This window comes from Streptomyces sp. NPDC001889 (genome assembly GCF_053594535.1).
Map to the genome: position 1 here is coordinate 312,845 of NZ_JBSFER010000001.1, position 21,420 is coordinate 334,264.

Below are 21,420 nucleotides of genomic sequence, written 5' to 3' on the forward strand. Positions count from 1 at the left end.
GCGGGGCGTGCGCCGGTGAATTCCGGGCGAAGGTGTTTCACCGTGTCCGCGGCTTGGCGAAGTGCCCCGCCTGTTCCGGCCGGGTGCGCTACCGGGACCTGGCGAGCGAGAGCCACGAGACCGCCGCTCTGTGGCGCCGTGGTGGCAAACTGGCGCGTCCCGGCCAAGCGTCAGCCCTTCGACTCACCCGGCTCCACCATGGCCTGGCTCATCACCCCACCGAAGGACAAGGAGACCCAAGATGACCGAGCCTCTGGACGCTGTTCCCACGAACTACGCCGGAACCCTGTTCAGGTCCCGCCTCGAAGCCGACTGGGCCCTCACCCTCAACGGCCTCGGCATTGTGTGGGAGTACGAGCCTGAACTGATCACGCTTCCCTCCGGCACCAGGTATCTGCCTGACTTCTGGCTGCCCGAAAAAAGGACGTGGCTGGAGGTGAAGGTGCCGAGCACGCCGCGCAGGGAGAAGGCAACGGAGCTCGGAAGGGCACGCGCCTGTCACTGCGCCGACGCATGCACCTGCGCGTGGCCCGGCGGCCAGCTGGTTCTGTTGGGCTGGCCCTCCCACCGCAGCCCGAACCGAGCCGAATACCGCGCCCGTTACGGACACGCATGGTGGGTATCCGCATACGGCCCCAGCGCCTTCCTCACCGAGTGCCCGTGGTGCGCCCGCGCCCACTGGGTCACCCTGCGCAGGCCGTGGCAGTGCCGCGGTGCGCTCCGGGTCCGGGCTGCTGCGGGCGGTGCGCCTGCTGGTCGTCCGCGCGCACCGGCCGCGAGCCCGCCGACGCCGTCCGGTTCGGCGTAACTGGGCCGCTCGCTCACGGGCCTGCTCACCCGCCCGCTTGTGCGCCTCCTGGATGTGGCGCAGCTGCTCGGCGGTGAGGTCAAGGGATTCGGCATCGGTGCGGGACTTCCTCAGGGCCCGCAGCTCAGTGAAGTCGACCGCCTCCCGCGGTTCGGCCTCCGGCTCCTGGCCGTCATCGTCACGGTCGGGCTCAACGGCCAAGGGCGGGAGGAGCTGTTCGGGCATGGCCGCCTGCTGGTGCGCGACAACGTCGTACCCCCGGCCACGCCCAACGGTGAGGGTGGTGCGGAGCTTCTCGCGGACCACCCCGGCGGCCAGGACGGCCCGGTCGTAGCGCAGCGGGACCCGGGGAATCTCCCACTCCCCCGCCGCCTGGTCCGGGAGCCGGGGCGTGGCCGGGGCGCCGTCGGTGTCGGGTGGCAGCTGACGGTCGGCATCCGGGATGGCCAGCTGTCGGTGGGCGGGCGTACGGGCGCGCAGCGTCTGGGCGTCGGTGATGTCGGCGCTGTGCGTGGCGATGGCCGTTTCCACGACCTGGTCGTCGAGGCCGGGTTCGCGGGGGCGGCCTCGGAGGACGAGGGCGAGGTGGCGTCGGGCTTCGGCGAGGAGGTGGTGGCGTTGGAAGGTGCCGTCCTTGTTCATCACGAACACCACGGCCGCGACTTCGACGGCGGCCAGGGCGAGGTCGACCACGGCCGGGATACGGGCCCGGATCGCCGCAGCCGCCGCACGGGCCCGCTCCAGGAGCGTGTCGATGAGCTCCGCCCCGAACGTGCGGACCGCGCTCTTCCGCCATATCTCGCGAAGCCGGGCGAGAGAGCGGGCCGTCTTCCGTTTGGGCGGGCGGGTCTGACGGGCAGCCATCTTGTTGAGCTTGGCCCAGGCCCGCTCGGACATGACCGGAGCGAACTTTGGGTTCCCGTCGTCGACGGCGGTGACGTACTGGTGCTCCAGGTCGGCCAGGCAGGCGGCGATCTGGTCGCTGCGCCGGGCCGTCCAGGCGATGAGCTCGTGCGGTATCCCGGCGATCTCCATCACCGGGCGGCGGCCCGGGGTGACGGTCCGCGGCTCGGACGCCACCCCCAGCCCTTCGCAGACCGCGGTGAGGACGAGTTCGTCGTAAAGGGCGGAAGCGGCGACCGTGTTCCTCAGCAGGGTCGTGGAGTGCACCGCGCCCCACTTCTCATCCGGCCGCAGCCCCCGCAGGGACAGAATCAGGTGGTCGTGAAGCAGGGGCCGGCCGGAGCGGGCCTCGTAGTGGCGGAACCGCGCGGCGGCCAGCCCGTGGACCGGCCGGACCTCATGAACGCCCTGCGCTCCAATACGGATGACGGCGGCCTCGTCCTCGATCCACACCAGCACCCGCCCGACCGCCCACTCGTGCGCGCCCTCGATGATCCGCTGTGTCTCCTCGTCCCCGAACGCCCACATCAGATAGACCGACGGCTGCGGCCGGAACACCAGATCCGCACCGGTGACCTTCACCCGCCGACCCAGCGCCCCGGCCCGCTCCGCCGCCTCCGGCGACCTCCCTGCGGCAAGCTGTTCGGCCTCGATCCGATCGGCGTCGGGATGGCGGCCCTCGCCGAAGAGGTTCCGCAGCTGCTCCTCGGTGGCCTCCTCCCCCTCAGCGAGACCGAGGGCAGCCAGGCCCCGGCCCGTCCACCGCCCCGCCGGGACACCCGCCTCCTCCTGCGCCTCATGAAGAGACCCACGAGCCCGGCTGGGGCCATGCCCGGCCAGCACATGGCGCATGTAGTAGCGGTACCTCTGCCCCACGGTGACCAGCTCGATATCCATCGTCATGGACACCAGGCCACACCGCCCTGACCAGTAAGAACAGACCGATCGGCGTGACGGCCCGCCAGGCGGGAGAAGCAGACCGACTCTCTCGCCCTGCGCCCGCCGGGCGGGAACCGGCCCAGCCCGGCGGGCCAGTGTCAACGCTCTCCAGCCGAACCCAGCACAACCCGCAGCACACGACCCGGACTACACCAACCAGCACCACTGAGCACCAAGGGAACGGGCACCGACAACGAGCGCCGCCGTGAGCGCGACTGACCGCAGGCTGTGGTGAGCAGGCGCGCCGGCGCCTGGGTTTGTCGTGGCCGTAGGGGCGGTCCGCGCGGCCGGAGCACAAGGAGCTGCAGTTCGGCCCCGGCCGAGGTCAGTATCCAGGCGTCCCGGCCCGGCGAGGCGGCGATTGTCGTCTCGGACGGCAGGTGAACTCTCGTTCACCTGACACGGCCACTGCTGTGGCGTGTCGTCCCGCGCATCGCGCCGCTCGCCCATGGGGGCGGCGAGACCGGGCGTGTACAGCCCTGCTGTGCGCCCGGGTGTACGTCTGGGGCGTTGGGGCGGGTGAGTTGGTGCACGGAGGAGCCTCGGAGGGGCTATGTTCCACCACCCTGTCCGCGAAGCGTCTCGGTTCGCCATCGCGCTGGCAGTGGCCGCGGGGTGCCTGGTCACGCTGTCGGCCTCCGCCGCACAGCATCGGCTTTCGCCCCGGCGCGGACGGGGCCGCAGGGCCGGTGCACGCCTGTGTCGCGAACAGCACCGGCGACTCGGTGTCCGTAACCGCGTACAGGGCGGACAGCGGCAGGACCACGAACAAGTGCCGGATTCGCCGGGCCAGCTCCCGCGTCCGCAGGGGAATACGCATTGACGCCGAAGCAGATCCCGGTACACAGCGCAGCTGTCCGGGCAATGAGTACCGCGAATAGTGACACGGTCACTAAACCGATGATCCTCAGGGCAGACACCTCTGCGGCGCCTCACCGGAGGTGCCGGATGTCCGGCGCCGCGGCGGTTCAGTCCTGGACGCGGTGGCCGATCTTTGAGAGGTGGATGGCCATGAGCCTGATTCAGACGGGCAAGCTGCAGTTGAACTCCACGCGCCCCGTCGCCGTCACGGGCGGCGACACGTCGACCTTCACCCAGGTCACCTTCCCCACCCCGTTCCCTGCCGGGTCCACGGTGATCGTGACCCCCTTCGTCCAGACGTTCAACGGCCCCGAGACACCCGGGCTGCGGATCGCGGACGTCACCATCAGCGGCTTCAAGATCCGCATCAATGAACTCCACGCCGCCGGCAAGGTCACCTCCGACGGCACACACGCCGAGGAGACAATCGGCTGGATCGCCACCACCGTCTGACCACGTTCCCGTCTCCGGGCTGCGAACGGCAGCGTCCGCAGCCCGGCATGATTCCGCAGTCACGAGTCGCAGGTGCCTGCAGCAGTGCCCACGCCGGACACAGGACACCTGCAGCAGTGCCGTACGAAGAGGTTGTGCTCCGCTCGTGATGCGGGACGCTGGACACCGAGGCTCCCGGGCGCGGAACCTCTCTGCTGTCGCCCAGCCAGGGCCTGCGTTCCTTGGCCTTCTCGGCCTTCGGGGAGCGGTTGTGCTCGATGGGCCTGCCCAGCACGGTCGCCCGCCGGGCCTTCGCCGGATCGTCGCCCGCCTGAAGGCCCTCGCGCTCGATCCCGTCGGCGTCCGGGTGCCAGCCTTCCCCCAGAAGCCGCTCGGCCTGCCGCTCGCTCACCACGTCCCCGTCCGTGAGGTCGACCGCAGCCAGGCCCCCGCCCCTCCACACGCCGGGCGGAACACCGGCTTCGTCCTGGGCGGCGCGCAGCGCCATGCCCGCGGGGCGGTGGCCATCGCCGACCATCACGCCGCGGAAGTAGTACCGCCACGCGTCACCCGGGCGGACCTCCGATTTGCTGATCACCGGGCCACGTAACACCGGCTTTGACCTGCACAAAAGGGCGATCCGGGGTCTGTCCCGCCGGGCGGGAGGCCATCACCAGATCTTTACCGGGGCGCCCGCCAGGCGGGCCGCCACACCAGCCCGAGACGGTAAGCCGCCGACCTGTGTGCAGTGCGCAGCGTGTTGAACGAACTGCTCCACGGAGACCTCTGCCCGCTGTGCGGCCGGCCCCTCACCCTGCGGGTCACCGCCACCGTCTGGTCAGCCCAGTCCGACTACCCGACACGCATCGAGACGGTCCCCCACTGCGCCCCTGCGCCAGCGACATGACACGCACGCAGCAGTGGGCCGACCTCATGAACGCCCGCTACGAGAGCTGACCCCGTGCGAATGCTGCGCCACGACCACATGGGCCTCACCCGCCACGCAATCCGACTCCAGCCGACTCCAACGCCAACCAGCGCCACCACTCCTCCAACCGTCCACTGAGCACCGCGTCACCGACGCCCTTCAACACGAGTAGCCACCACCGCCCCCGGCCGACCTTCGGCCGGGGGCTTCGTGCTTCCCCGAGGACACCGTGCCCACGTACGAGACCCGGCCGCGATTCACCACCGACCTGGACCGCCTCACCCCCGAACAACGCCGCCGCTTCCGCCGGGCCGTCACCGCCTTCGTCCACGACCTGCGCGCCGATGGGCGCTTCCGCGCCGGCCTGCGCATCAAGCAGGTCAGCGGGTTCCCCGGGATCTACGAACTCACCTGGTCCATGGGCACCGGCCCTGCCGGACGCGCCACCTGGCAGTACGGGGAACCGATCCGTCAGGGCACACCCCACGTCATCTGGCGCCGAATCGGCACCCACACCATCCTCACCGGCCCCTGACCGCCGGAACGTCTCCCAGTAGCGGGCGAACCGGTGCAGGAGGGGTGTCCGCAAACCAGGCCCTGGACACCGTGGGGCCCATCGACACCGGTTCGTGGCGGCGTCGGCAGGGGACGATGGAGTCTGCGGTCGACACCTTCGGTAGGGATACCGGGTTCACCGCGACCAGCGGTGGGGAATACAGGTCGTTCCGCCTGGATACCGACGACCGAATCGGCCCGCACATCAATGTGATGACGGGTAAGGGTGCGTCGGTTCGAAAATGGGCGATAAGGTTCCCTGGCGGGAGCGGGGGTATTTCGACGTGGTTGAGGCGGAACGTATGACCGACGGTAGTTCTTATGGGAGTCATCCGGAATACCTTCCGGACTTCATGAATGACCCCCGCGACGATGACGGCCGGCAGGTGATGAAGCTGGATCTCGCCGAGAACCGCGCGCTGGCGGCAGCGACGCTGAGCAGATTTCCGGCTGCTACCGGCGACGTGATCGACTTCGAGTCCACTCCGTTCGAAGACCGCCTCTGGTGGGACGATGAGGAGCACTGGACGAGGATGGCGGCGGAGCTGCTCTCCTCGTACGTACAGCGGGGCGAGCGGATCGCCGTCATCTGGGGCAACTATCTGATGCCGGCCGTGACCATGCCTGCGGATGTGGCGGTGCGACATGCGCGGGACATCCTGGACGCCGGGCCGCACTTCTGGATCCACCCGCTTGGCGGTTCGGTGCTCATCGAATGCCTAATGGATGGACAAGTGACGGTCGTGACGATTCCGTCAAGCTAAGCACAGAACCAGTGAGAACGCCCCGCCGGGGAATCGGCGGGGCGTTCTCGCTGGCCTCCAATCGTTGTTCGCAGCCAGGCGGCCAAGCGGCAAGATTCGGAATTGCCTGAGTAGGTAACGCGGAGCCTAATACGGTCCGCGAATTGCGATCGGGAACCAAGCTGAGAGAGCGCGTGACGCCCCTTCCTGCGCAACCTGAAGAGGGGGCGTTAGGAACTCGCGCGCCGCGAGTAGCCGGCCCCGTCCTCCTGGCCCTTCTGGGCGATCGGCGGACCGGGCGGTGCGCGGCCGGTACGGTGCCGGGTGAGACGTCGACGGCAGGGGAAGAGCGTGGCGAAGGTACGAGACCGTGGCGAGGTGCTGGGCTACGGGGTGCCGGCCGCGCTCTTCCTGCCCGGGGTCGTCTATCTCGGGATCACCAATGGCCACCGGTTCATCGCCAACGACTTCTTCGCCTTCATGTACTGCCTGGCCTGTGTCGGCTTCGCGGCGGTCCCGCTGCTGTCGTGGCGCAGGGGCGGCGGCCGGTACGCCGACCCGGGCTTCGTACGCTCCGCGTGGTTCCCGTGGCTGTTCACGACCATGCAGGGCGTCGCCTACAGCTCCCCGCGCAGCGACGCGAACGTCTTCCTGCTGGCCTTCGGCTGGGGCATGTTCATCTACGCAGGGATGGTCGCCCTGTACTTCCTCGCCCGCGCCCTGTGGTCCACCGACGACGAGACCGGCGAGGCCGTGCCCAACGAGGCAGCCCAGCCGGACGCCCACGAGCCGAAGGCCGGTGCCTGAGCTCTGCTCAGTCCGCCGCCCGGCGATCGTCCAGTGGGCCACGGCGTAGCCGTGTTCGTCGGGATGACGGGCCAGGCGCGCCATCACCCAGTGACCGGACACGGCCGCCCCGGACCGTGCGCGCCTGGAACGGGACGATCCGGCCGGGCCGGGCGGTCTGCGCGGTTCCGGGCATCGTCCGGGGGCGCGCGTGGCGAGCGTGCGCCTGTTGCCCGAAAAAGTCCGGCACCCGCTGAACGTTTGATGCCTCAATGCGATGAGCTGATCGCAGAACGTGTTCGGTTCGGTGAACGGAGGGCTTGTGAACGTGGGTTGGACGGAAGCATTGCTGTTGGTGATCACCGCCAGGGTGTTCGCCCGGGACTTGGCGGCCGGGGGCCGGCTGCTCTTGGGCGCGGGGGTCCGGGCGGGGTCCGCGCAGCTGGCGCGGGCGGGCCGGGCGCGGGTGCCCGGGCGGACGGAGGGGGACGCGTGATGGAGGAGGCGCCGCTGGATTTCCAGGCGTTCTACCAGACCCGTCTTCACTCCTACCTGGAGTACGCGTTCCTGCATTCGGGAAGCAAGCAGGTCTCGTTGGATCTGGTGGAGGTGGTGTTCGCCCAGCTGCTGGAGGACTGGCCGGAGGTCCTGCGGGAGGCGAACGTCGAGCGCTACGGTTTCGCCGTGCTGCGGCACGCGATAGCCACCTACCTCGCCCTGGCCGAGCGCCCGCGCACGCTGGTGGAGACCGCCTCGTTCGAGAAGGTGCGGGCCGCCACCCGGCGCCAGCTGGAGGTGATGGAGTCCTCGCTGGGCCTGTACTCCGCCATCGCCCGGCTGCCCGAACGGCAGATGGACGTCATCGTGTTCCGGTTCGTCCTCGGATACAGCATGGGTGCCGTCGCCCGGATCATGGGCATCTGCCCCGCCACAGTGCGCTCGCACCTGCACGCCGCGCGGCGCCAGCTCGCCCAGGAGGTCGGGGTCCAGTGGAACGACCGGGCGGCGAAGGAGATCGCGTGAACCGCAGGAACCGCAGGAACCGCAGGAACCTGGCCGTCACGGACGAGCTGCTCCAGGGCGCCGGAGTGTTCCGGGACGTGTTCGCCGACCTCGACAGCGACGCGTTCCTGGAACGGATCGTCCGCCGCGCCGCCCGGGGCACCCGAGCCTCCCGGCCCGCCAAGGACCCGGCCGGCCACCGGGCCCCGGCCGCGAAAACACCGTCAGCACCGGCACCGGCACCGGCACCGGCACCGGCACCGCCGGCCGGGCCGCAGGCGCCCCGGGAGGAGCTGCCCGTGTACCGGGAGGCAGCCGTCAGGCTGGAGTCCCTGTCGGCGAAGGTCGTGTCCAGCCCCGCCGCAGTCGCGGCGATGGGCCGTCTCGTCGACAGCCCCCGCACCGACCCGGCCGGGGCGCTGACCTTCGCCTGCCTGCTGTATCTGTCCGGCAGCGCCGAGGGCGCGGAGTTCTGGTGGCGCTTCGCCTCCGGGGCCGGGGTGGCGACCGCCGCCTACTGCCTCTACCTCCACCACACCCAGAACAGCGAAAAAGAGATGGCCAGGTTCTGGTTCGACCAGGCCCACCGGCTCCACCACCAGGCCGGAGCGAGCCTCTACCCCCGGATCGACACCGCCCCGCCCACACCCGTGACCAGCAGCCACTACACCCCCCAGGCGGCTGTCACCGCAGCCACCGGAGCCGTGCCCCCGGGCTGTGGCGAGGAGACCGCCGATCCGGCTCCCGGCACCGGGCAGTTCGCCGGCTGGGCCATGGAGCACCTCGCGACCGCCGACGCCGTCCTGCGTCTGGACGTCCACACCGACGACGACCACGGCGCAGTCCCCCGCCCCGACCCCGCCCTCGCCGCCGAGCTGATCAAACACCTGGAACACAGCCGCTGAACCCACCCCCGCTCGGAGACCGGCCGGGCCCGGCATCATCCCGGGCCCGGCCGTCCCCGTGCCTCACGCAGGCGTTGTACTGCGTCAGTCACCGCTTTCACGGTGTCACCGGCCGTCCACGGCGGCTTTCGCCAGGCGGTACGAGACCAGTGTCCAGCGGGTGCGGTCGTAGCCCTCGGCGTCGTGCCACCCGGCCCACATCGCGCAGACAAGCGGGTTCCAAGAGTGCATGCGCTCGTCGAGCCAGTTGTCCGGCACCGGCTCATGGGGGTAGTCGGTCTCCCACCGGAAGTTCGGGCCGAGCGTGTCGGTGCGGGGCCCAAGCGCCTCCGCGAGCGCGCGGGCGGCGCCGGCCTGGCCGCTGTCAGTCAGTTCGCGCAGCCGCGCGGCCAGGAACGCGGAGATGGCGGCGTAGTCCGCCGGGGTGAGCTGGTCAACGGTGAACGCCGTGTCTTCGGGGACGGAGGGGCGGTCGAGAGGCATGCCAGGTGTCTCCTCGGCTGCGGGACGCGGTGTTTGACCTCCGGGCGCACCCGGGTTCTCGCGTCGGATGAGGGGCGAGATTATCCGATGCCAGAAGGGAAGTAAGGGGGTTTCGAGGAGAACCACACGTCCCTCCGCCCCGGTCCGGCAGGCGGGCCCGACCCCGGGCGTGGAAGAAGCCCGGCCTGCGGCGGGCCGGGCTTCCGGGAGTGCGGGTCAGTGGCTGTGGAGGATGCGGACCGCGGTGACGACCAGGTCGAGGCCGTTGGTGACGTAGTAGCGGACCACCGCTCCGGCGATGGTCGCGGTGCGCCGGTCTCGTTCCTGGGGGCTTCCGGCCGGGTCGGATCCGTGGCCGTACGGGTCAGTGCCCAGGGTGCGGGCCATCTCCTTCTCGAACCGGGCCCGGTAGTCGCTCGGCATGGCTTTGCGGGACACGGCGGCGAGTCCGCTGTACTCGATCCGGTAGCGGCTCACCGCGCTCCACCCCCGTCGCCCAGGTCGTCCTGGGGGATCGAGTCGCTGTGGTCGCCGGCCTTCAGCCGGGCGATCACCTCATCCTCCTCGGCCAGCGCCTCCTCAGGGAGCGCCCAGTCCGCGAGCACCTGCGGCAGCTTGGACGCGTGGGTACGGGCGACCACCTGGTCGAACTCGGCGGCCCGCTCCGGCGAGAGCGTCGCCCGGATCCCCTCTATCGTCGCCGGGACTTCCACCAGCTTCCCGCCGATGAGGGTCGTCCACGTCCCGGCCTCATCCACCGACTGGCTCACGACTTGGTCCCTCTCTCCCGACGCCACTGTCTCCTGCACCCAGCACGCTACGCCGACCCGGAACCGGCCCGGCAGGGCGCGAAGAGGGCACACACGAACGATCGGGCCTCGCACGCTCTGCTGATCACCGGATCGAGTGAAGGACCGTCGTCTTCACCACTTCTCGGTAAGAACCCGTCTTCAATCCCCGGCTGATCTTGTTCAGGTGTCTCGTTAGAAGGCTCTTTGCTCGGTGTGCTCTGGTGTCGTGCACGCGCTTGGCCGCGCGCTTGTGGGTGCCGCAGGTGGTTTAGTGGTGCGCCTTGGCGGCTGCGCGCTGGGGTCGGATGCTGCGGGATGAGGGGCGGGGTCCGGGTTCTTGAAGCGCGCGGCCGGTAGGGCTGTACCCCGGGCTGCCTGTTGGGGTGGGTGTGATGCCTGCGGATTTACGGGTCGGAAGTGTGTCCCGGCGGCGCTATGAGGAGATCCTGGGCGAGGTACGTGAACTCGTTTCGGCAGAGACGTAGATCCATTTCCGGATCGGTGACCTCGCCCTGGAGATCGAGCCGCTGCGTGAGCACGGCGGTGCGCATCCAGGTGAGGAAGCGTTCGGGGTCCGGCAGTCTCTGGAAATGTTCGCCGAGGACGTGGGCATTCCCTACGGCACTCTCCGGGTCTACCGGTTCACGGCCGGTCACTGGCCTGCGGAGCACCGGGCCGAGGGGGTTCCGTTCGAGATCCACCGGATCCTGGAGCAGCTCCCGGACCGGTTCCAGCGCATCACCGATCCGCCCGTCCATCCGCGGACCGGGAAGCGGTGCTGGACCCAGGATGCCGCGAAGCGCCAGGTCGGCTGGCGCGTGGGTGCCCCGCAGTCGGTGCAGGAGAAAGTCCAGGCCATCCACGATCTGGCAGCCGATGAGCAGGTCGCGGCACGGGTAGCCGCCGACCTGCTGCGCCGCCCGGCGGTCGCCGAACGGGCTGCGGCCGATAAGACCGCCAGGCATCTGTTCAACCGTGCGCAGAACGACCGCTGGCACCAGCCCGAACGCCCCGCTGCGCCAGCACCGGGCCTGGTGGAGCCGTCGCCGGTGGCTCCGGTGGTGCGGGGCCTGGACGACTTCGTCCGCAAACGCCGGGTCGTCGGGATGATGGCCATATTGAAGGTAGAACCGGCCGGCCTCGGTGACCTCCGTATACAGGTCACCACCATCGCGGCTGATCTTCAGGAGGCCACGGTCGCGGAGGGCATACGCCGAGGGCCATTCACCCGGCGCCCAGACATGGGGGTCTTCTCCGGCCGCAAGGCTTCCGAGCAGGACACGTTGCCGATCGTTCAGGGCAGACCACCGATGCACACGGACCAGCTCACACCGCGCCCCCGCCCTCTGCAAGAGCCGAAAGAGTGACGACGGGCAGTGGGATTTGTCTGGGACTTTTCTGGGACTTCCGGCGGCATCAACGGGCACGGCCGCGAAAGAGCCGAAAGGCCATTTACGCAGGTCAGCAGCCCCACCTCAGCAAAATCAGCAGGTCACAGACCCGGCTGGTCCCTTCCGCGACATCTAAGACCGGGACATCCGATACCAGGGCATCTGGGATACGGACGCGGTCGCGCCCTGTCCGGCTCGAAGGCAGGGCGCCGGGCAGGGCGCGTTCATCTCAGCTCGTCCAGCAGATCCTGGACCTCCGACAGCTCATCGCTTCCCATCAGCTCACGCAGCACCATGACTCTCTCCAGCTCGGCCACCGCCTTGGAGCGATCGAAGGAGACCAGGACGCCCGCGAAGAGCCGGCGCACCTTTTCCTCGTTGGGCCGGTCCTCCTGTTCGCAGTAGAGGTCGGACGCCTGCCGGTAGAGAGGGATGGCCTCCTCGCTCTCGGCGCGGGCGAGGTGCACCTTGGCCAGGGTGAACAGCACATCGGCCCAGCCGCTGCGCTCCTCCGTGCACTCGATCACCCGGCGGGCCTCCGAGCACCAGTGGAGCGCTTCATCGTGCTCGCCCCGGTCGAGATGGAGGGCGCCGATGGCGTTGAGCGCCGCCGCCTCTCCCACCGGGTCGGACAGCTGCCGATACAGCTCCAGAGCCCGGCGGAGGCTCTCCTCCGCCTCCGTGGTCTCATCCAGCTTGCGCTGGGTGATCCCGAGTGTGTAAAGGGAGCGGGCCAGGCTGAGGGAGCCGTTCTCGCCGGGGTCCTGCTCGCTGAGGGACACGGCCCGCCGCAGGTGGCATGCGGCCAAACGGAAGTTCTCCAGCCGCCAGTACGTCCCCGCCAGCATCCGGTAGACCATGGCGAGGTCCGCCCGATCGGCCTCCGCCGCCGCGACCACGGCGGCGCTTTTGAGGTCTTCGCGCGCGTCGTCGAGGCGTCGGCGACGCCATTGATAGGTGACCAGGGCCATCGGCAGCATCCGCATGTACCACGTCATCCTGTGGCTGACAGCCAGGGCGATACAGCCTTTGATGGTCGGGTACTCCCTGTCCAGCACCTCCATCGCCTGCTCCGGGCCGGCGAGTTCGATCACAGTGACCCCAGTGGGATCACCGATGGGCAGCTTGCGCTGGCGGTCCAGCTGACGATCACAGGCCAGGACGTTGTGCAACTGGTGCTCCAGTGCCTGCCGCACGGTCGCCTGTTTGAGGGCTTCTCTGTCCCGATGGGTGGCGAGGGGCAGGTGGTGGTGGGCGAAGGCCCGCACCAGGTCGTGCAGATGAAAGCGGCCGGACCGGGTCTCGACCAGGCTCGCCGCCACCAGTTCCTCCAGGGCCCGGTCGGCCCGTATCCCCGCGCCCTCCGCCGCCCCGAGATCCATCACGGCTTCCCAGGTGACACTGGGTCCGGGATGGACGCCCAACTGCCAGAGCAGCAGCCGTGCCTCTTCACTGAGAACGCGTACGGAGCAGTTCAGCGCCACGCGGACCGACAGCTCGTCCTGGGGACAGTCCATCCGATCCAATCTCCTCCGCTCATCCTTCATCTCCCGCACCAAGGACTTGATGTTGGACACCATGCGGTGCTCCATACGTCGCGCCACCACCGTGAGGGCCAGCGGCAAGTTGCCGCAGATATGGATCAGTTCGGTGAAGTCACGGAGATACACCGCCCGGTCCTTCGCCATCACCTTCTCCTGAAGCAACGCCAGGGCATCCTCGTCACGCAGTGGCTCCATCGTGCAGACAAGCACCTCATTCTCGGAGCGCAGACGAGCCAGGGTGTTGCGGCTCGTGATGATCACGGCGCTGGCGCGGCCGACCGGGAGCAACGGCAACACCTGCTCTGAGCTGCGCGCGTCGTCGAGCAGGATGAGGACCGAGCGGTCCGCCAGAGCGGTCCGCAGCGCACCGATCTTTGCGGTGAGCCCGGTCACCCCTGAATAGGGCGGCAGATCGGGCAGGAATCGGTCCAGGATCTGCTCCGGTGGAGTGGGCTGTACGTCACCCTCGACGAATCCGTTCAGCTCGCCGTAGAGGGCGCCGTCGCGGAACCTCTCTCTCACCAGCCATGCGAGATCGCGGGCCACCAGGCTCTTCCCCACACCAGCCAAGCCAGTGAACAGAATGATCGCGGTTCTGCCGGCCGCCTGCTCTCGGCACACGTAGTCGAAAAGGACACGGATCGTCTCCTCTCGCCCGATGGGTCGACGGCCCTTGGGTGGTAGCTGATTCGGGATCGGGAGAAGCGCTCTTCCTGCTGATCGGGGCGCGCCTGCGCGCAATTGTTCGATAACGGGCTGGAGACGGTGGCCCGTTGGCCCATAGCGCTTCGTCCACGCTGCGACGCGGCGGTCCAACTCCTTGGCCGAGAGATTCCCGCCGTGTGCCCTCAGATAGAACTCGAAGATCCGCGGATGACCCGGTGATCGCGCGTGCCACTTCTCCGTCTCCTCGCGGAGCCACTCCTCCTGTCCGGACTTCAACGCGGCGTCGAGAAGTTGACATACCGCGCCGGATACCTCCGCTGTCAGCTTTTTCCGTCGTGCCTCGAAGCCGTCACCACGCAGCCCTTGCAGCGGTTCTCCGTAATCCGCCGACGGCACGGCGGCGGCAAGCTCCGCGAACCTCTCCCGAGGGGGCAGTGCCTCCGCTCGCCGTACCGCCGCGCGCAGACGCAGAAGATCGACACTCTCCTCGGGCGGACAGAGCGCACAGAAGCCCGATTTACCAGTTTTCGGCATGATCGTCTCGCCCAGTTGCTTGCGGAGGTCGGAGATCGCCCTGTCCACCAGACCGTGGACCTTCTTACTCTCCTCCCAGGACGACTCGGCGAGCTTCTTCCCCCAGAGGTACTCGGCGATCTGCTCCTTACTGCATCGGTACTCCGGCGAAATGGCCAGCAGCGCGAACAAAGCGGCCACTTTCGTCGTTCCGAAGACTCCCCCTCTTCCCTCGACCTTTGCCACGACCGGCCCGAGTACGCGCCCGTCCATCATTCTCCTCGTCCCCGCACCACGGTAATGAGCCGCCCCCCGGCGGCACCTCTTGATCTGTGCGCAGTCGCCGACCGCTTCACACGCATGTGCCTCCTCACGCCCCCCGGCCTCAGTTTTGGCTCAGCCTTGCCTCAGTTATGGGTCTGCGGAGTCCTCGACTGCCCGGGCACGATGACACAAGCCACTCGCCGAAACGCGAGATACCGGTGTAGTTCCTGATCAGAAGGGCCACTTCCATGAATAACCGCCAGCGTGTCCGCCGGGCGAGCCGTCTCAAGATGTCCCCCGGCTTCCCGCCGAGCCGCCGTCACCCCAGCGCCGGCCACTCCGAGGAGATGCCCCCCGTCACCCAGCGGAACGGGAACGCGGGCGCCTCGACCTCCGGCACGGGCTGAGAGCGCACAGGCCACAAGGGTGCCCGCTCGGAGGCGGGCACTCTTCTCCCACCGCGTGTCGGCCCGCTGGGTGCCCGCGCCGACCGGACGGCCTTCGGCGCTTCGGTACCTGCTGTCAGCCGGCGCGGTCCACGATATCGAGAGAGGACTTCCCTCGTGCATTCCCCAACCATTGGTGTGTTCGCCTCGGTGAGACGGCACTTCGACAATCCCGGTGTGAAGGAGGCAGTACGGGTGATCATCGCCCACGAGACAGAGCGGGCCGAACCGGTCCGGCTGACCGCCGCGGAGGCTCACGAGGCCCTGTACGGGCCGGGCGCCGATCCGCGGCACTCCGCCGCGATCTGGCAGGCGGTGCTCAGCGCCGCGCGGGCCGACCTCACTCCGCACGGGGACAGCAGGCTCCTGGTGATCTGGCTGATGCTGCCCCGACTGACCGGCACGGTCCATCGCGTCTGCCGCCGTCTGGGCGCCGACCGATGTGATGTGGAGGCCGAGATGGCACTGGCCCTTCTCGAAGAGCTGACGGAACCGGGCAACACGACCCACTCCTGTGCCGCACCGCTGGCCAAGGCGGCGCGCGTCCGGGCGTGGCGCCTGGCCCGCGGCGGCTGGCGCGAGTTTCCCTCCACACGGGTGGAGCACATCGCCCGGAACTGTGCTCTCACCCACGAGGAGGAGAGCGCGGATGCCTCCGCGAGTCAGGGAGGCCTGGACATCCGGGTCGACCGTCCGGACGGGCCGGACGGGCCGCGTGCCTCGCTGCGCTTCCGTGTCCGCTCCGAGCACCTGCGCGCTGATGCCCTCGCCACGGGCGGGGACGGAACGAGGGGCCGCGTCGAGGGCCGCTGTGTCCGGACGCGGCGGGCCCGACGGCGCTTTGGCACCCTGCCGATCCGCCCCGCCATGAGGCGCCGGTGAAGCACGATCAGGTTCTCGGCTTCACGGAGATGTTCGAGTTGCCGGTCTGTGTCGATCTGCGGACAGCGGCCCGTGCGTTCGGTGTCTGTTCCACGACCGCGTATCGGCTGATCCACCGAGGCGATTTCCCCTGCCTCGTCCTCCGGGTCGGTCGCGGGTACCGGATTCCGACCCATGAGCTGATGCGCGCGCTGGGCATCCATGAACGGCCCGTGTACTCCGTGGATCTCGGCCCGGACGCGGAGGTGCGGGTCAGCACTGGGTAGCCCTGCCCGACAGCCCTCCATGCGACCCCTGGGCCCGCATGGAGGGCCCGGGCAGCGCCCCGGCCCCGGCGCCCCGGCCCCGGTGTCCCCGTGCCCTTCAGCCGTTCCAGGTCGGAAGGTCTGACCTGGATCACCAGCAGGGCGATCAGGGCCGCGACGCGGCGAAGACGGAAGTCCCGTCCGGGCTCCAGGTACACCTGATCCTCGACAACTACGCGACCCACAAGACACCCGGCATCAAGAAGTGGCTGCCGGCCCACCCGCGTTTCCACCTGCACTTCACACCCACGAGTGCCTCGTGGCTGAAGCTGCCGTGCCGAAGGTGGAACCGGTCGGCCTCGGTGACCTCCGTCTGCACGTCGCCGCCACGCCGCCGATCTTCAGGGGGTCGCGGGACCGCTCAGCATTGGCCGAGGGCCATTCACCCAGCGCCCAAGTCTCAAGGTCCTCTCCGGTCGCGAGACGGGTCGTACAGGACACGTTGCCGATCGTTCAGGGCAGACCGCCCATGCGCGCCGCACCGCCACCCTCTGCGTAGAGTCGAAAGAAGGACGACGGGCAGTGGGACTTCCGTGGGACTCCTCTGGGACTTCCGGCTGCATCAAAGGGCATGACCATGTAAGAACCGAAAGAATATTTACGCGGGTCAGCAGCCTGGCACCAGCAGACACCGCATGTTAAAGACCCGACTGGTCTTTTCCGGGACATCTGATACCGGGACATCTGGGATACGGACGCGGTCGCGCCCTGTGCCGGTCCGGGGAAGCGGACCGGAACAGGGCGCGGTGGCGCGGGCGGAGCGCGGATCGGGCCGATGTCGTGCGGTGCGGGCCCGGTGGTGGCGCTCAGCCGGTGGCCGAGGGGACGGCGCGGGCCTGGAACGCGGTGTGGAACTCCTGGAAGGTGACCGCGCCGGAGGCCATGGAGAAGTAGAGATCGGACAGCTCCGGATCGTCGGCCAGCCGGCGCAGGTCCGCGAGACCGGACGCGTCGAAGCCCAGCTCGGCCGCCGCCAGGGTGGCGTGGTAGCCGCCCTCCGCGAGACTCCGCAGGGTGGTGGCGTACTCGGCCAGTGCCAGGTCCGGGGCGAGGTCCGAGGCGAGGGTGTCGGACAGCAGCTGGGCCTGGAGAAAGGCGTCGGTGATCCCCCAGGCGGTGATCGAGTCCTTGTGCATCGCGGCGTCGCCCACCAGCGCCCAGCCTGGGCCCGCGGCCTGCCGGATGAAGTTCCGCTGGTCGCCGGTGCCGTACAGCCGCTCGGTCGGCTCCGCCGAGCGCAGCCGCTCCCAGAGCTCGGCGTCGTGCTCACGGATGGTCTCCAGGTAGACCTCCATGGGCCGCTGCCGGGCCCGGGCGAACTCCCGCTGGCGCAGATAACAGACGACGAGGGTCGCGTCGTTGGTGGCGGACGAGCCGACCAGCACACCGTCCGCGTGGGTCATCGACAGCAGACGCTCGGCCGGCAGGTCCCAGAACCCGTAGTAGACACAGCTCCTGGGCGGGGCGCTGGTCAGCACCTCGGCACCGGCCAGGTGCGCCACCCGCGAGCGCATGCCGTCCGCGCCGACCACCAGATCGGCGCGCTCGTCGATCCGGCTCCCGCCGGCGGTGCGGCAGCGCACACCGGCCACCCGGTCGTCCGTGAAGAGCAGTTCACCGACGGTCGTGGCGTCCCGGAACTCCGCACCGGCCTCCACCGCGGCCTCGACCAGCAGCTGGTCCAGCAGATGGCGGCGGGGCGCGTAGTTGATCCGCTGGCCGCGCACCGGGCGGCTCGACCCGGTGACGGTGATCCCGCCGGCCCGGTAGGCCACCCGCTCCAGCGGCGGACAGCCGGTGGCGATCAGCCGGTCCAGCAGGCCCCAGTCGGCGAGCGCGGCAACACCCGGCAGCTGGATGTACAGGGTGGACAGGGTGTCCTTCGGGAAGACCGCCCGGTCCAGCAGCAGCACCCGGCGCCCCTGACGGGCCAGCAGCAGGGCGGTGCCGGCGCCGGCGCAGCGGGCGCCGACAACGATCGCGTCATAGCCGCTCATCGGCCGCCTCCCGGTCCTGAGCGGCCCACGCGTCCACCTCGCGCAGTACCGAACTCAGCGGAGGGCAGAGCCAGCCGTCCATCTTCCGGGTGGTCAGGCTCAGACCCGGCTCGGGCGGGACGACCCTGACTCCGGGGCGCGCCTCCAGCGCCGCGACATGGCCGGCCATCGCCGCGGACTCCCAGCCGCCGGGCGGCAGCGCGGGGGCCACACCGACCGGGGCGCTGGTGCAGTGCAGGGCCAGCAGGCCGGGCGAGTCCGCGAGGCCCAGCGCCAGCCGGGCCGTGTAATGCATCGTCGCGGGCCAGACCACCGCCAACTCGGCCCAGTGCGACCACTCCACATGCCGGGCGTCCGAGGCGTCGGCGTCGGGCTCCCAGGTGTCGTCGAACACCGGCCGGCCGGTGAGCATCCGCAGCGCCTCCTTGCTCACGAAACGCGCCGCCGACCTGGTCAGTACCACCTGAACCTCCAGCGAGGGCTGCTGCACGCGCACCCAGGCCAGCTGCGCGGGCAGATGGGCGGCCATGATCGACCCGGTCACCACCAGCAGCAGCCGGTCGCCGTGCAAGGCGAGCCGCTCGACGTCCGGCATGGACCACTCGGCCCGCCGCTCGCTCATGAACCGGCCTCCGCCGACGGTGCGACCAGCAGGCTTCCCAGGTGTCCGCCGACGGCGCCGGGCGGGCGCACCAGACCCGCCCGGGTGTCGATGGCCGCCCGGTACCCGGCCGCGACCAGCGCCGTCCGTACCGTCCGGGCGCCCCAGCCGACCCGCACCAGCAGCGCCCCGAGGTCGGCCCCGGCGGTCGCCGGATCGCCGAACCAGAGCAGCGCGACCGGCACCCGGGCCTCTCGCAGCCCGTCCAGCCGCGCGACCGACCCGGGCAGGGGCGCCGGCTCCCCCGGCAGGTGGAGCCCGGGTTCCATGCCCTCCGCCCGGACCACACCGATCAGCACCCGCAGACCGGGGCCGAACTCCTCGTTCAGCCACCTCCCGCACTGCTCCAGGGCTCGTCTCAGCTCCTGCGGGGGGACATCGCCCGGCCCGGTGACCGACACCGGCCCCGGCTCCGGTGTTCCGAGGGGTGGCGGGCCGAGCCGCAGCGCCGCGCCGTAGAGATCCGCCTCAGTCGTCAGTGGCATGCTCGGCCTCCCGGTACACACCGACCACGGCGGCCGGCACCTCCTGATCCGTCCTCAGCTCCAGCAGCCCGCTCAGCGCGGGATCGCACCGGGTGGTCACCTGGAGCCGGCAGCCCACGGCCGCCTGCCGCATCCCGGCCACTGCCGCGCCCGCCGCCAGTTGGGCGAGCCGGTGGCTCTCCGCCCGGCGGTCCGCGTACAGCCGTCCCGGTGTGGCGACCAGCACCACGATCGCCGCCGGCTCCCCGGGCAGGCCGAGCGGCACCGGGTCGGCGGTCGCCCGGGTGGCCACCAGCCGGCCGGAATCCGGGTCGTAGAGATGCACCGGGTGGGCCAGTTCGGGGACGCCCAGCAGATAGACGTCCACCTCATCGGTGGCCTCGGGTTCCGTCAGCAACGGCCGCAGATACCGGGGCAGCCGGTCCAGCGGAAGTTTGGGCGAGGCCTCGTACTGGGACCGGATTCGGGACGTGGGCCCGGTCGCGCCGCGCGGCCGTTCGGCCCAGGGTGACCAGGCGGCGGCCCGCTCGTAGTGGGCGGCCGCCAGACCGCTCGCCCCGGGGGCCCCCGGAAGGCAGCGCGCGCAGCCCGGCTCCGGGCCGAGCACCAGCACTTCCTCGCGCAGCTCCGCCAGGGTGAGTCGGACCACCCGGCTGATCGTGCGCGGCGGTGTGATCATGCTCAGCAGCGCCAGCACCTCCGCGCAGACCAGCCCGGCGGACAGCTCCACGGCGTCCTCGGGCAGCGCCCCGCCCGACGCCGGTCCTATGGCCCGGGACCAGCACTCCGGGCAGCCGGTCCAGTCCGGGTGGAAGAACGGCCCCAGCTCCAGCCGCTCACCGTTCCCGGCGAACCGGAGCACCGGTGTGCCCCGGTTCCACAGCTCGGCAGCCAGCGCGGCGAATCCGGCGGGCTCCTCCTCGCAGATCACCACCAGTTGCCGCGGCTCGGCGGGGGCGACGGCCGCCCGTGCGGCGCCGGTGACGCCGCTCTCGTGCAGGCAGGCGAGCACTTCCTCGGCGAGCGGACCGGTTCCCACGACGGTGACACGGGCGTTCGCCAGCGCCGCCGCGACCGTCCGCACCTCGGCGTGGCGTTGGGTGAGCGAGAGGCTGCGGGAGAAGTAGGCGTCCGCCGCAGGGGCCAACGGTACGTCCGGCGCGCCCGGCGGGAACCACTCGACCAGGCCCCCCCGGTCCAGCAGCCGCAACGCCCGGACGATCTCGGGCCGGCGCGCCCCGGTGGCGGTGGCGAGGCCGGTGATGTCGTGCTCGCCGTCCAGCAGGGCGAACAGCCCCGGCAGCAGCCCGGTGGCCGCCGCGCCGGTGAAGACCTGGCGGTTGGTCACCCCCTCGACCACCAGCCCGTCCGGACGCCGGACCACCGCGAGGCCGCGAGCCAGCCGGGGACGCGGCTCAGCGGCCGGCTGCGGCCCTCCGGCCCCGGCCGCGCTCATCGCGCGCTCCCGGCAGCGGCCGGGGACGGCACCCGGAGGGACCGCGCCACCCGCGCCACCGCCCCGTCGGCGCCCAGCCGGTCCCGCCGCCCGCAGCGCGGACAGCCGTGGCAGCCCAGGGTCCGGTGCGCGGAGATCCGGCTGCCGACGGTGTTGGCCGACAGCACCAGTCCCGGTTCGCGCCGCCGCAGGGCCTGCCGCGCCAGGCCCGCCGCCAGCCGTACATGGTGCGGCAGATGGCCCCTGACGCCGAGACTCGGATCGGCGGCGTACGCCTCGGTCAGCACCCGGGCGGTGTCGGAGTACTGCCGGTGCTGCGCCCGGCGGTCCAGATAGCAGCGGTGGCACGGGCCGTCCGGCGGCGCCAGCCACGGTCCGACCACGATCCACGGGTGCTCGAACACCACCGGAAGCCAGGGCCGGCCGGCCGCGAAGGCGGCCTCGTCGACGCGCTCACCGAGCTCCTCCAGGGGCCGCCAGAGCGCCACCACCAGAACCTCGGGCGCGTTGGGCGGCGGCCGGTCGGACGTGAACTCCTCGATGGCCCGGGGCACCGCGCCGAGTTCCCGGCTGACGTGGTCGCGCACCGCCTCGCCGAACTCCCCGACGCCGGCCACCGCGACACGGTCCGGCTGGATGGCTTGATCCATGGGTTCTGCTTCCTCCTCTGTGTC

General features: G+C 70.4%; 19 protein-coding genes and 3 pseudogenes. 11 read left to right on the plus strand and 11 right to left on the minus strand.

Going from position 1 to position 21,420, the window contains the following annotated elements; genetic code table 11:
- Window positions 1-5: 5 nt before the first annotated feature.
- Window positions 6-245 (plus strand): annotated as a pseudogene (locus tag ACWCRA_RS01460) (hypothetical protein); the annotation flags it as partial.
- Here ACWCRA_RS01460 and mobF read toward each other — a convergent pair.
- Window positions 212-2,614, minus strand: coding sequence for a MobF family relaxase (gene mobF / locus ACWCRA_RS01465; RefSeq protein ID WP_451066563.1), 2,403 nt, complete (start codon window positions 2,612-2,614; stop codon window positions 212-214). The pseudogene ACWCRA_RS01460 and the gene mobF overlap by 34 nt on opposite strands.
- A gap of 1,047 nt (window positions 2,615-3,661) precedes the next feature.
- On the opposite strand from mobF, the gene ACWCRA_RS01470 reads away from it, so the two are divergent.
- Complete coding sequence (locus ACWCRA_RS01470) at window positions 3,662-3,964, plus strand: hypothetical protein (RefSeq protein ID WP_399039131.1); 303 nt, start codon at window positions 3,662-3,664, stop codon at window positions 3,962-3,964.
- A gap of 202 nt (window positions 3,965-4,166) precedes the next feature.
- Here the strand turns inward: ACWCRA_RS01470 and ACWCRA_RS01475 are convergent.
- Window positions 4,167-4,481: pseudogene (locus ACWCRA_RS01475) on the minus strand (MobF family relaxase); the annotation flags it as partial.
- Window positions 4,482-5,100: 619 nt separating this feature from the next.
- On the opposite strand from ACWCRA_RS01475, the gene ACWCRA_RS01480 reads away from it, so the two are divergent.
- The 5 genes from ACWCRA_RS01480 (at window position 5,101) to ACWCRA_RS01500 (ending at window position 8,862) form a co-directional block, all read left to right on the plus strand.
- The gene (locus ACWCRA_RS01480; RefSeq protein ID WP_451066564.1) at window positions 5,101-5,406 is read left to right on the plus strand and encodes a hypothetical protein; all 306 of its coding nucleotides are present in this window, start codon (window positions 5,101-5,103) and stop codon (window positions 5,404-5,406) included.
- 262 nt (window positions 5,407-5,668) lie between these two features.
- Window positions 5,669-6,190 carry a hypothetical protein gene (locus ACWCRA_RS01485; RefSeq protein ID WP_451066565.1) on the plus strand — a complete coding sequence of 174 codons (522 nt, stop codon included), beginning with the start codon at window positions 5,669-5,671 and terminating at the stop codon, window positions 6,188-6,190.
- 330 nt (window positions 6,191-6,520) lie between these two features.
- A complete protein-coding gene (locus ACWCRA_RS01490) occupies window positions 6,521-6,976 on the plus strand; it encodes a hypothetical protein (protein ID WP_451066566.1) in 456 nt (151 codons plus the stop codon).
- Window positions 6,977-7,450: 474 nt separating this feature from the next.
- The gene (locus tag ACWCRA_RS01495; RefSeq protein WP_451066567.1) at window positions 7,451-7,978 is read left to right on the plus strand and encodes an RNA polymerase sigma factor; all 528 of its coding nucleotides are present in this window, start codon (window positions 7,451-7,453) and stop codon (window positions 7,976-7,978) included.
- Entirely contained in the window at window positions 7,975-8,862 is an 888-nt protein-coding gene (locus ACWCRA_RS01500; RefSeq protein ID WP_451066568.1) for a hypothetical protein, read from the plus strand. Before ACWCRA_RS01495 ends, ACWCRA_RS01500 begins: the two co-directional genes overlap by 4 nt.
- Window positions 8,863-8,967: 105 nt before the next feature.
- Here the strand turns inward: ACWCRA_RS01500 and ACWCRA_RS01505 are convergent, their stop codons facing one another.
- The 3 genes from ACWCRA_RS01505 to ACWCRA_RS01515 form a co-directional block, all read right to left on the minus strand.
- Window positions 8,968-9,345: a hypothetical protein gene (locus ACWCRA_RS01505; protein WP_451066569.1), complete on the minus strand. Its 378-nt coding sequence runs from the start codon at window positions 9,343-9,345 to the stop codon at window positions 8,968-8,970.
- Between the two features lie 216 nt (window positions 9,346-9,561).
- Complete coding sequence (locus tag ACWCRA_RS01510) at window positions 9,562-9,822, minus strand: hypothetical protein (protein WP_451066570.1); 261 nt, start codon at window positions 9,820-9,822, stop codon at window positions 9,562-9,564.
- On the minus strand, window positions 9,819-10,115 hold the full coding sequence (locus ACWCRA_RS01515; RefSeq protein WP_451066571.1) for a hypothetical protein: 297 nt from the start codon (window positions 10,113-10,115) through the stop codon (window positions 9,819-9,821). The genes ACWCRA_RS01510 and ACWCRA_RS01515 overlap by 4 nt, the downstream gene beginning before the upstream one ends.
- A gap of 611 nt (window positions 10,116-10,726) precedes the next feature.
- Here ACWCRA_RS01515 and ACWCRA_RS01520 point away from each other — a divergent pair.
- Window positions 10,727-11,503, plus strand: a complete 777-nt coding sequence (locus ACWCRA_RS01520) for a DUF6192 family protein (protein ID WP_451066572.1) — start codon at window positions 10,727-10,729, stop codon at window positions 11,501-11,503.
- 248 nt (window positions 11,504-11,751) lie between these two features.
- Here ACWCRA_RS01520 and ACWCRA_RS01525 read toward each other — a convergent pair whose 3' ends face one another.
- A complete protein-coding gene (locus ACWCRA_RS01525; RefSeq protein ID WP_451066573.1) occupies window positions 11,752-14,442 on the minus strand; it encodes a tetratricopeptide repeat protein in 2,691 nt (896 codons plus the stop codon).
- 695 nt (window positions 14,443-15,137) lie between these two features.
- Between ACWCRA_RS01525 and ACWCRA_RS01530 the strand changes: the two genes are divergently transcribed.
- From ACWCRA_RS01530 to ACWCRA_RS01540, 3 genes and pseudogenes are all read left to right on the plus strand, one after another.
- Window positions 15,138-15,842 (plus strand): hypothetical protein, encoded by a 705-nt coding sequence (locus ACWCRA_RS01530; protein ID WP_451066574.1) that lies wholly within the window; start codon window positions 15,138-15,140, stop codon window positions 15,840-15,842.
- A gap of 29 nt (window positions 15,843-15,871) precedes the next feature.
- Window positions 15,872-16,108 (plus strand): helix-turn-helix domain-containing protein, encoded by a 237-nt coding sequence (locus tag ACWCRA_RS01535; RefSeq protein WP_351556551.1) that lies wholly within the window; start codon window positions 15,872-15,874, stop codon window positions 16,106-16,108.
- A 170-nt stretch (window positions 16,109-16,278) separates the two neighbouring features.
- Window positions 16,279-16,419 (plus strand): annotated as a pseudogene (locus ACWCRA_RS01540) (transposase); the annotation flags it as partial.
- Between the two features lie 534 nt (window positions 16,420-16,953).
- Here the strand turns inward: ACWCRA_RS01540 and ACWCRA_RS01545 are convergent.
- From ACWCRA_RS01545 to ACWCRA_RS01565, 5 genes are read right to left on the minus strand one after another with little or no spacing between them, the layout of a single operon-like run.
- Entirely contained in the window at window positions 16,954-18,144 is a 1,191-nt protein-coding gene (locus tag ACWCRA_RS01545) for an NAD(P)/FAD-dependent oxidoreductase (protein ID WP_351556511.1), read from the minus strand.
- Entirely contained in the window at window positions 18,131-18,766 is a 636-nt protein-coding gene (locus ACWCRA_RS01550; RefSeq protein WP_451066575.1) for a flavoprotein, read from the minus strand. Before ACWCRA_RS01550 ends, ACWCRA_RS01545 begins: the two co-directional genes overlap by 14 nt.
- Window positions 18,763-19,290 carry a hypothetical protein gene (locus tag ACWCRA_RS01555; RefSeq protein ID WP_451066576.1) on the minus strand — a complete coding sequence of 176 codons (528 nt, stop codon included), beginning with the start codon at window positions 19,288-19,290 and terminating at the stop codon, window positions 18,763-18,765. Before ACWCRA_RS01555 ends, ACWCRA_RS01550 begins: the two co-directional genes overlap by 4 nt.
- Entirely contained in the window at window positions 19,274-20,746 is a 1,473-nt protein-coding gene (locus tag ACWCRA_RS01560) for a hypothetical protein (RefSeq protein WP_451066577.1), read from the minus strand. The genes ACWCRA_RS01555 and ACWCRA_RS01560 overlap by 17 nt, the downstream gene beginning before the upstream one ends.
- The gene (locus ACWCRA_RS01565; RefSeq protein WP_351556499.1) at window positions 20,743-21,396 is read right to left on the minus strand and encodes a TOMM precursor leader peptide-binding protein; all 654 of its coding nucleotides are present in this window, start codon (window positions 21,394-21,396) and stop codon (window positions 20,743-20,745) included. The genes ACWCRA_RS01560 and ACWCRA_RS01565 overlap by 4 nt, the downstream gene beginning before the upstream one ends.
- Between the last annotated feature and the right edge of the window lie 24 nt (window positions 21,397-21,420).

What these genes read in the sequence shown, in the direction of transcription:
- mobF (WP_451066563.1), bottom strand. Translation starts at nt 2,614, where the DNA reads ATGACGATGGATATCGAGCTGGTCACCGTGGGGCAGAGGTACCGCTAC.
- ACWCRA_RS01470 (WP_399039131.1), top strand. Translation starts at nt 3,662, where the DNA reads ATGAGCCTGATTCAGACGGGCAAGCTGCAGTTGAACTCCACGCGCCCC.
- ACWCRA_RS01485 (WP_451066565.1), top strand. Translation starts at nt 5,669, where the DNA reads ATGGGCGATAAGGTTCCCTGGCGGGAGCGGGGGTATTTCGACGTGGTT.
- ACWCRA_RS01495 (WP_451066567.1), top strand. Translation starts at nt 7,451, where the DNA reads ATGGAGGAGGCGCCGCTGGATTTCCAGGCGTTCTACCAGACCCGTCTT.
- ACWCRA_RS01505 (WP_451066569.1), bottom strand. Translation starts at nt 9,345, where the DNA reads ATGCCTCTCGACCGCCCCTCCGTCCCCGAAGACACGGCGTTCACCGTT.
- ACWCRA_RS01520 (WP_451066572.1), top strand. Translation starts at nt 10,727, where the DNA reads ATGTTCGCCGAGGACGTGGGCATTCCCTACGGCACTCTCCGGGTCTAC.
- ACWCRA_RS01535 (WP_351556551.1), top strand. Translation starts at nt 15,872, where the DNA reads ATGTTCGAGTTGCCGGTCTGTGTCGATCTGCGGACAGCGGCCCGTGCG.
- ACWCRA_RS01545 (WP_351556511.1), bottom strand. Translation starts at nt 18,144, where the DNA reads ATGAGCGGCTATGACGCGATCGTTGTCGGCGCCCGCTGCGCCGGCGCC.
- ACWCRA_RS01550 (WP_451066575.1), bottom strand. Translation starts at nt 18,766, where the DNA reads ATGAGCGAGCGGCGGGCCGAGTGGTCCATGCCGGACGTCGAGCGGCTC.
- ACWCRA_RS01555 (WP_451066576.1), bottom strand. Translation starts at nt 19,290, where the DNA reads ATGCCACTGACGACTGAGGCGGATCTCTACGGCGCGGCGCTGCGGCTC.
- ACWCRA_RS01560 (WP_451066577.1), bottom strand. Translation starts at nt 20,746, where the DNA reads ATGAGCGCGGCCGGGGCCGGAGGGCCGCAGCCGGCCGCTGAGCCGCGT.
- ACWCRA_RS01565 (WP_351556499.1), bottom strand. Translation starts at nt 21,396, where the DNA reads ATGGATCAAGCCATCCAGCCGGACCGTGTCGCGGTGGCCGGCGTCGGG.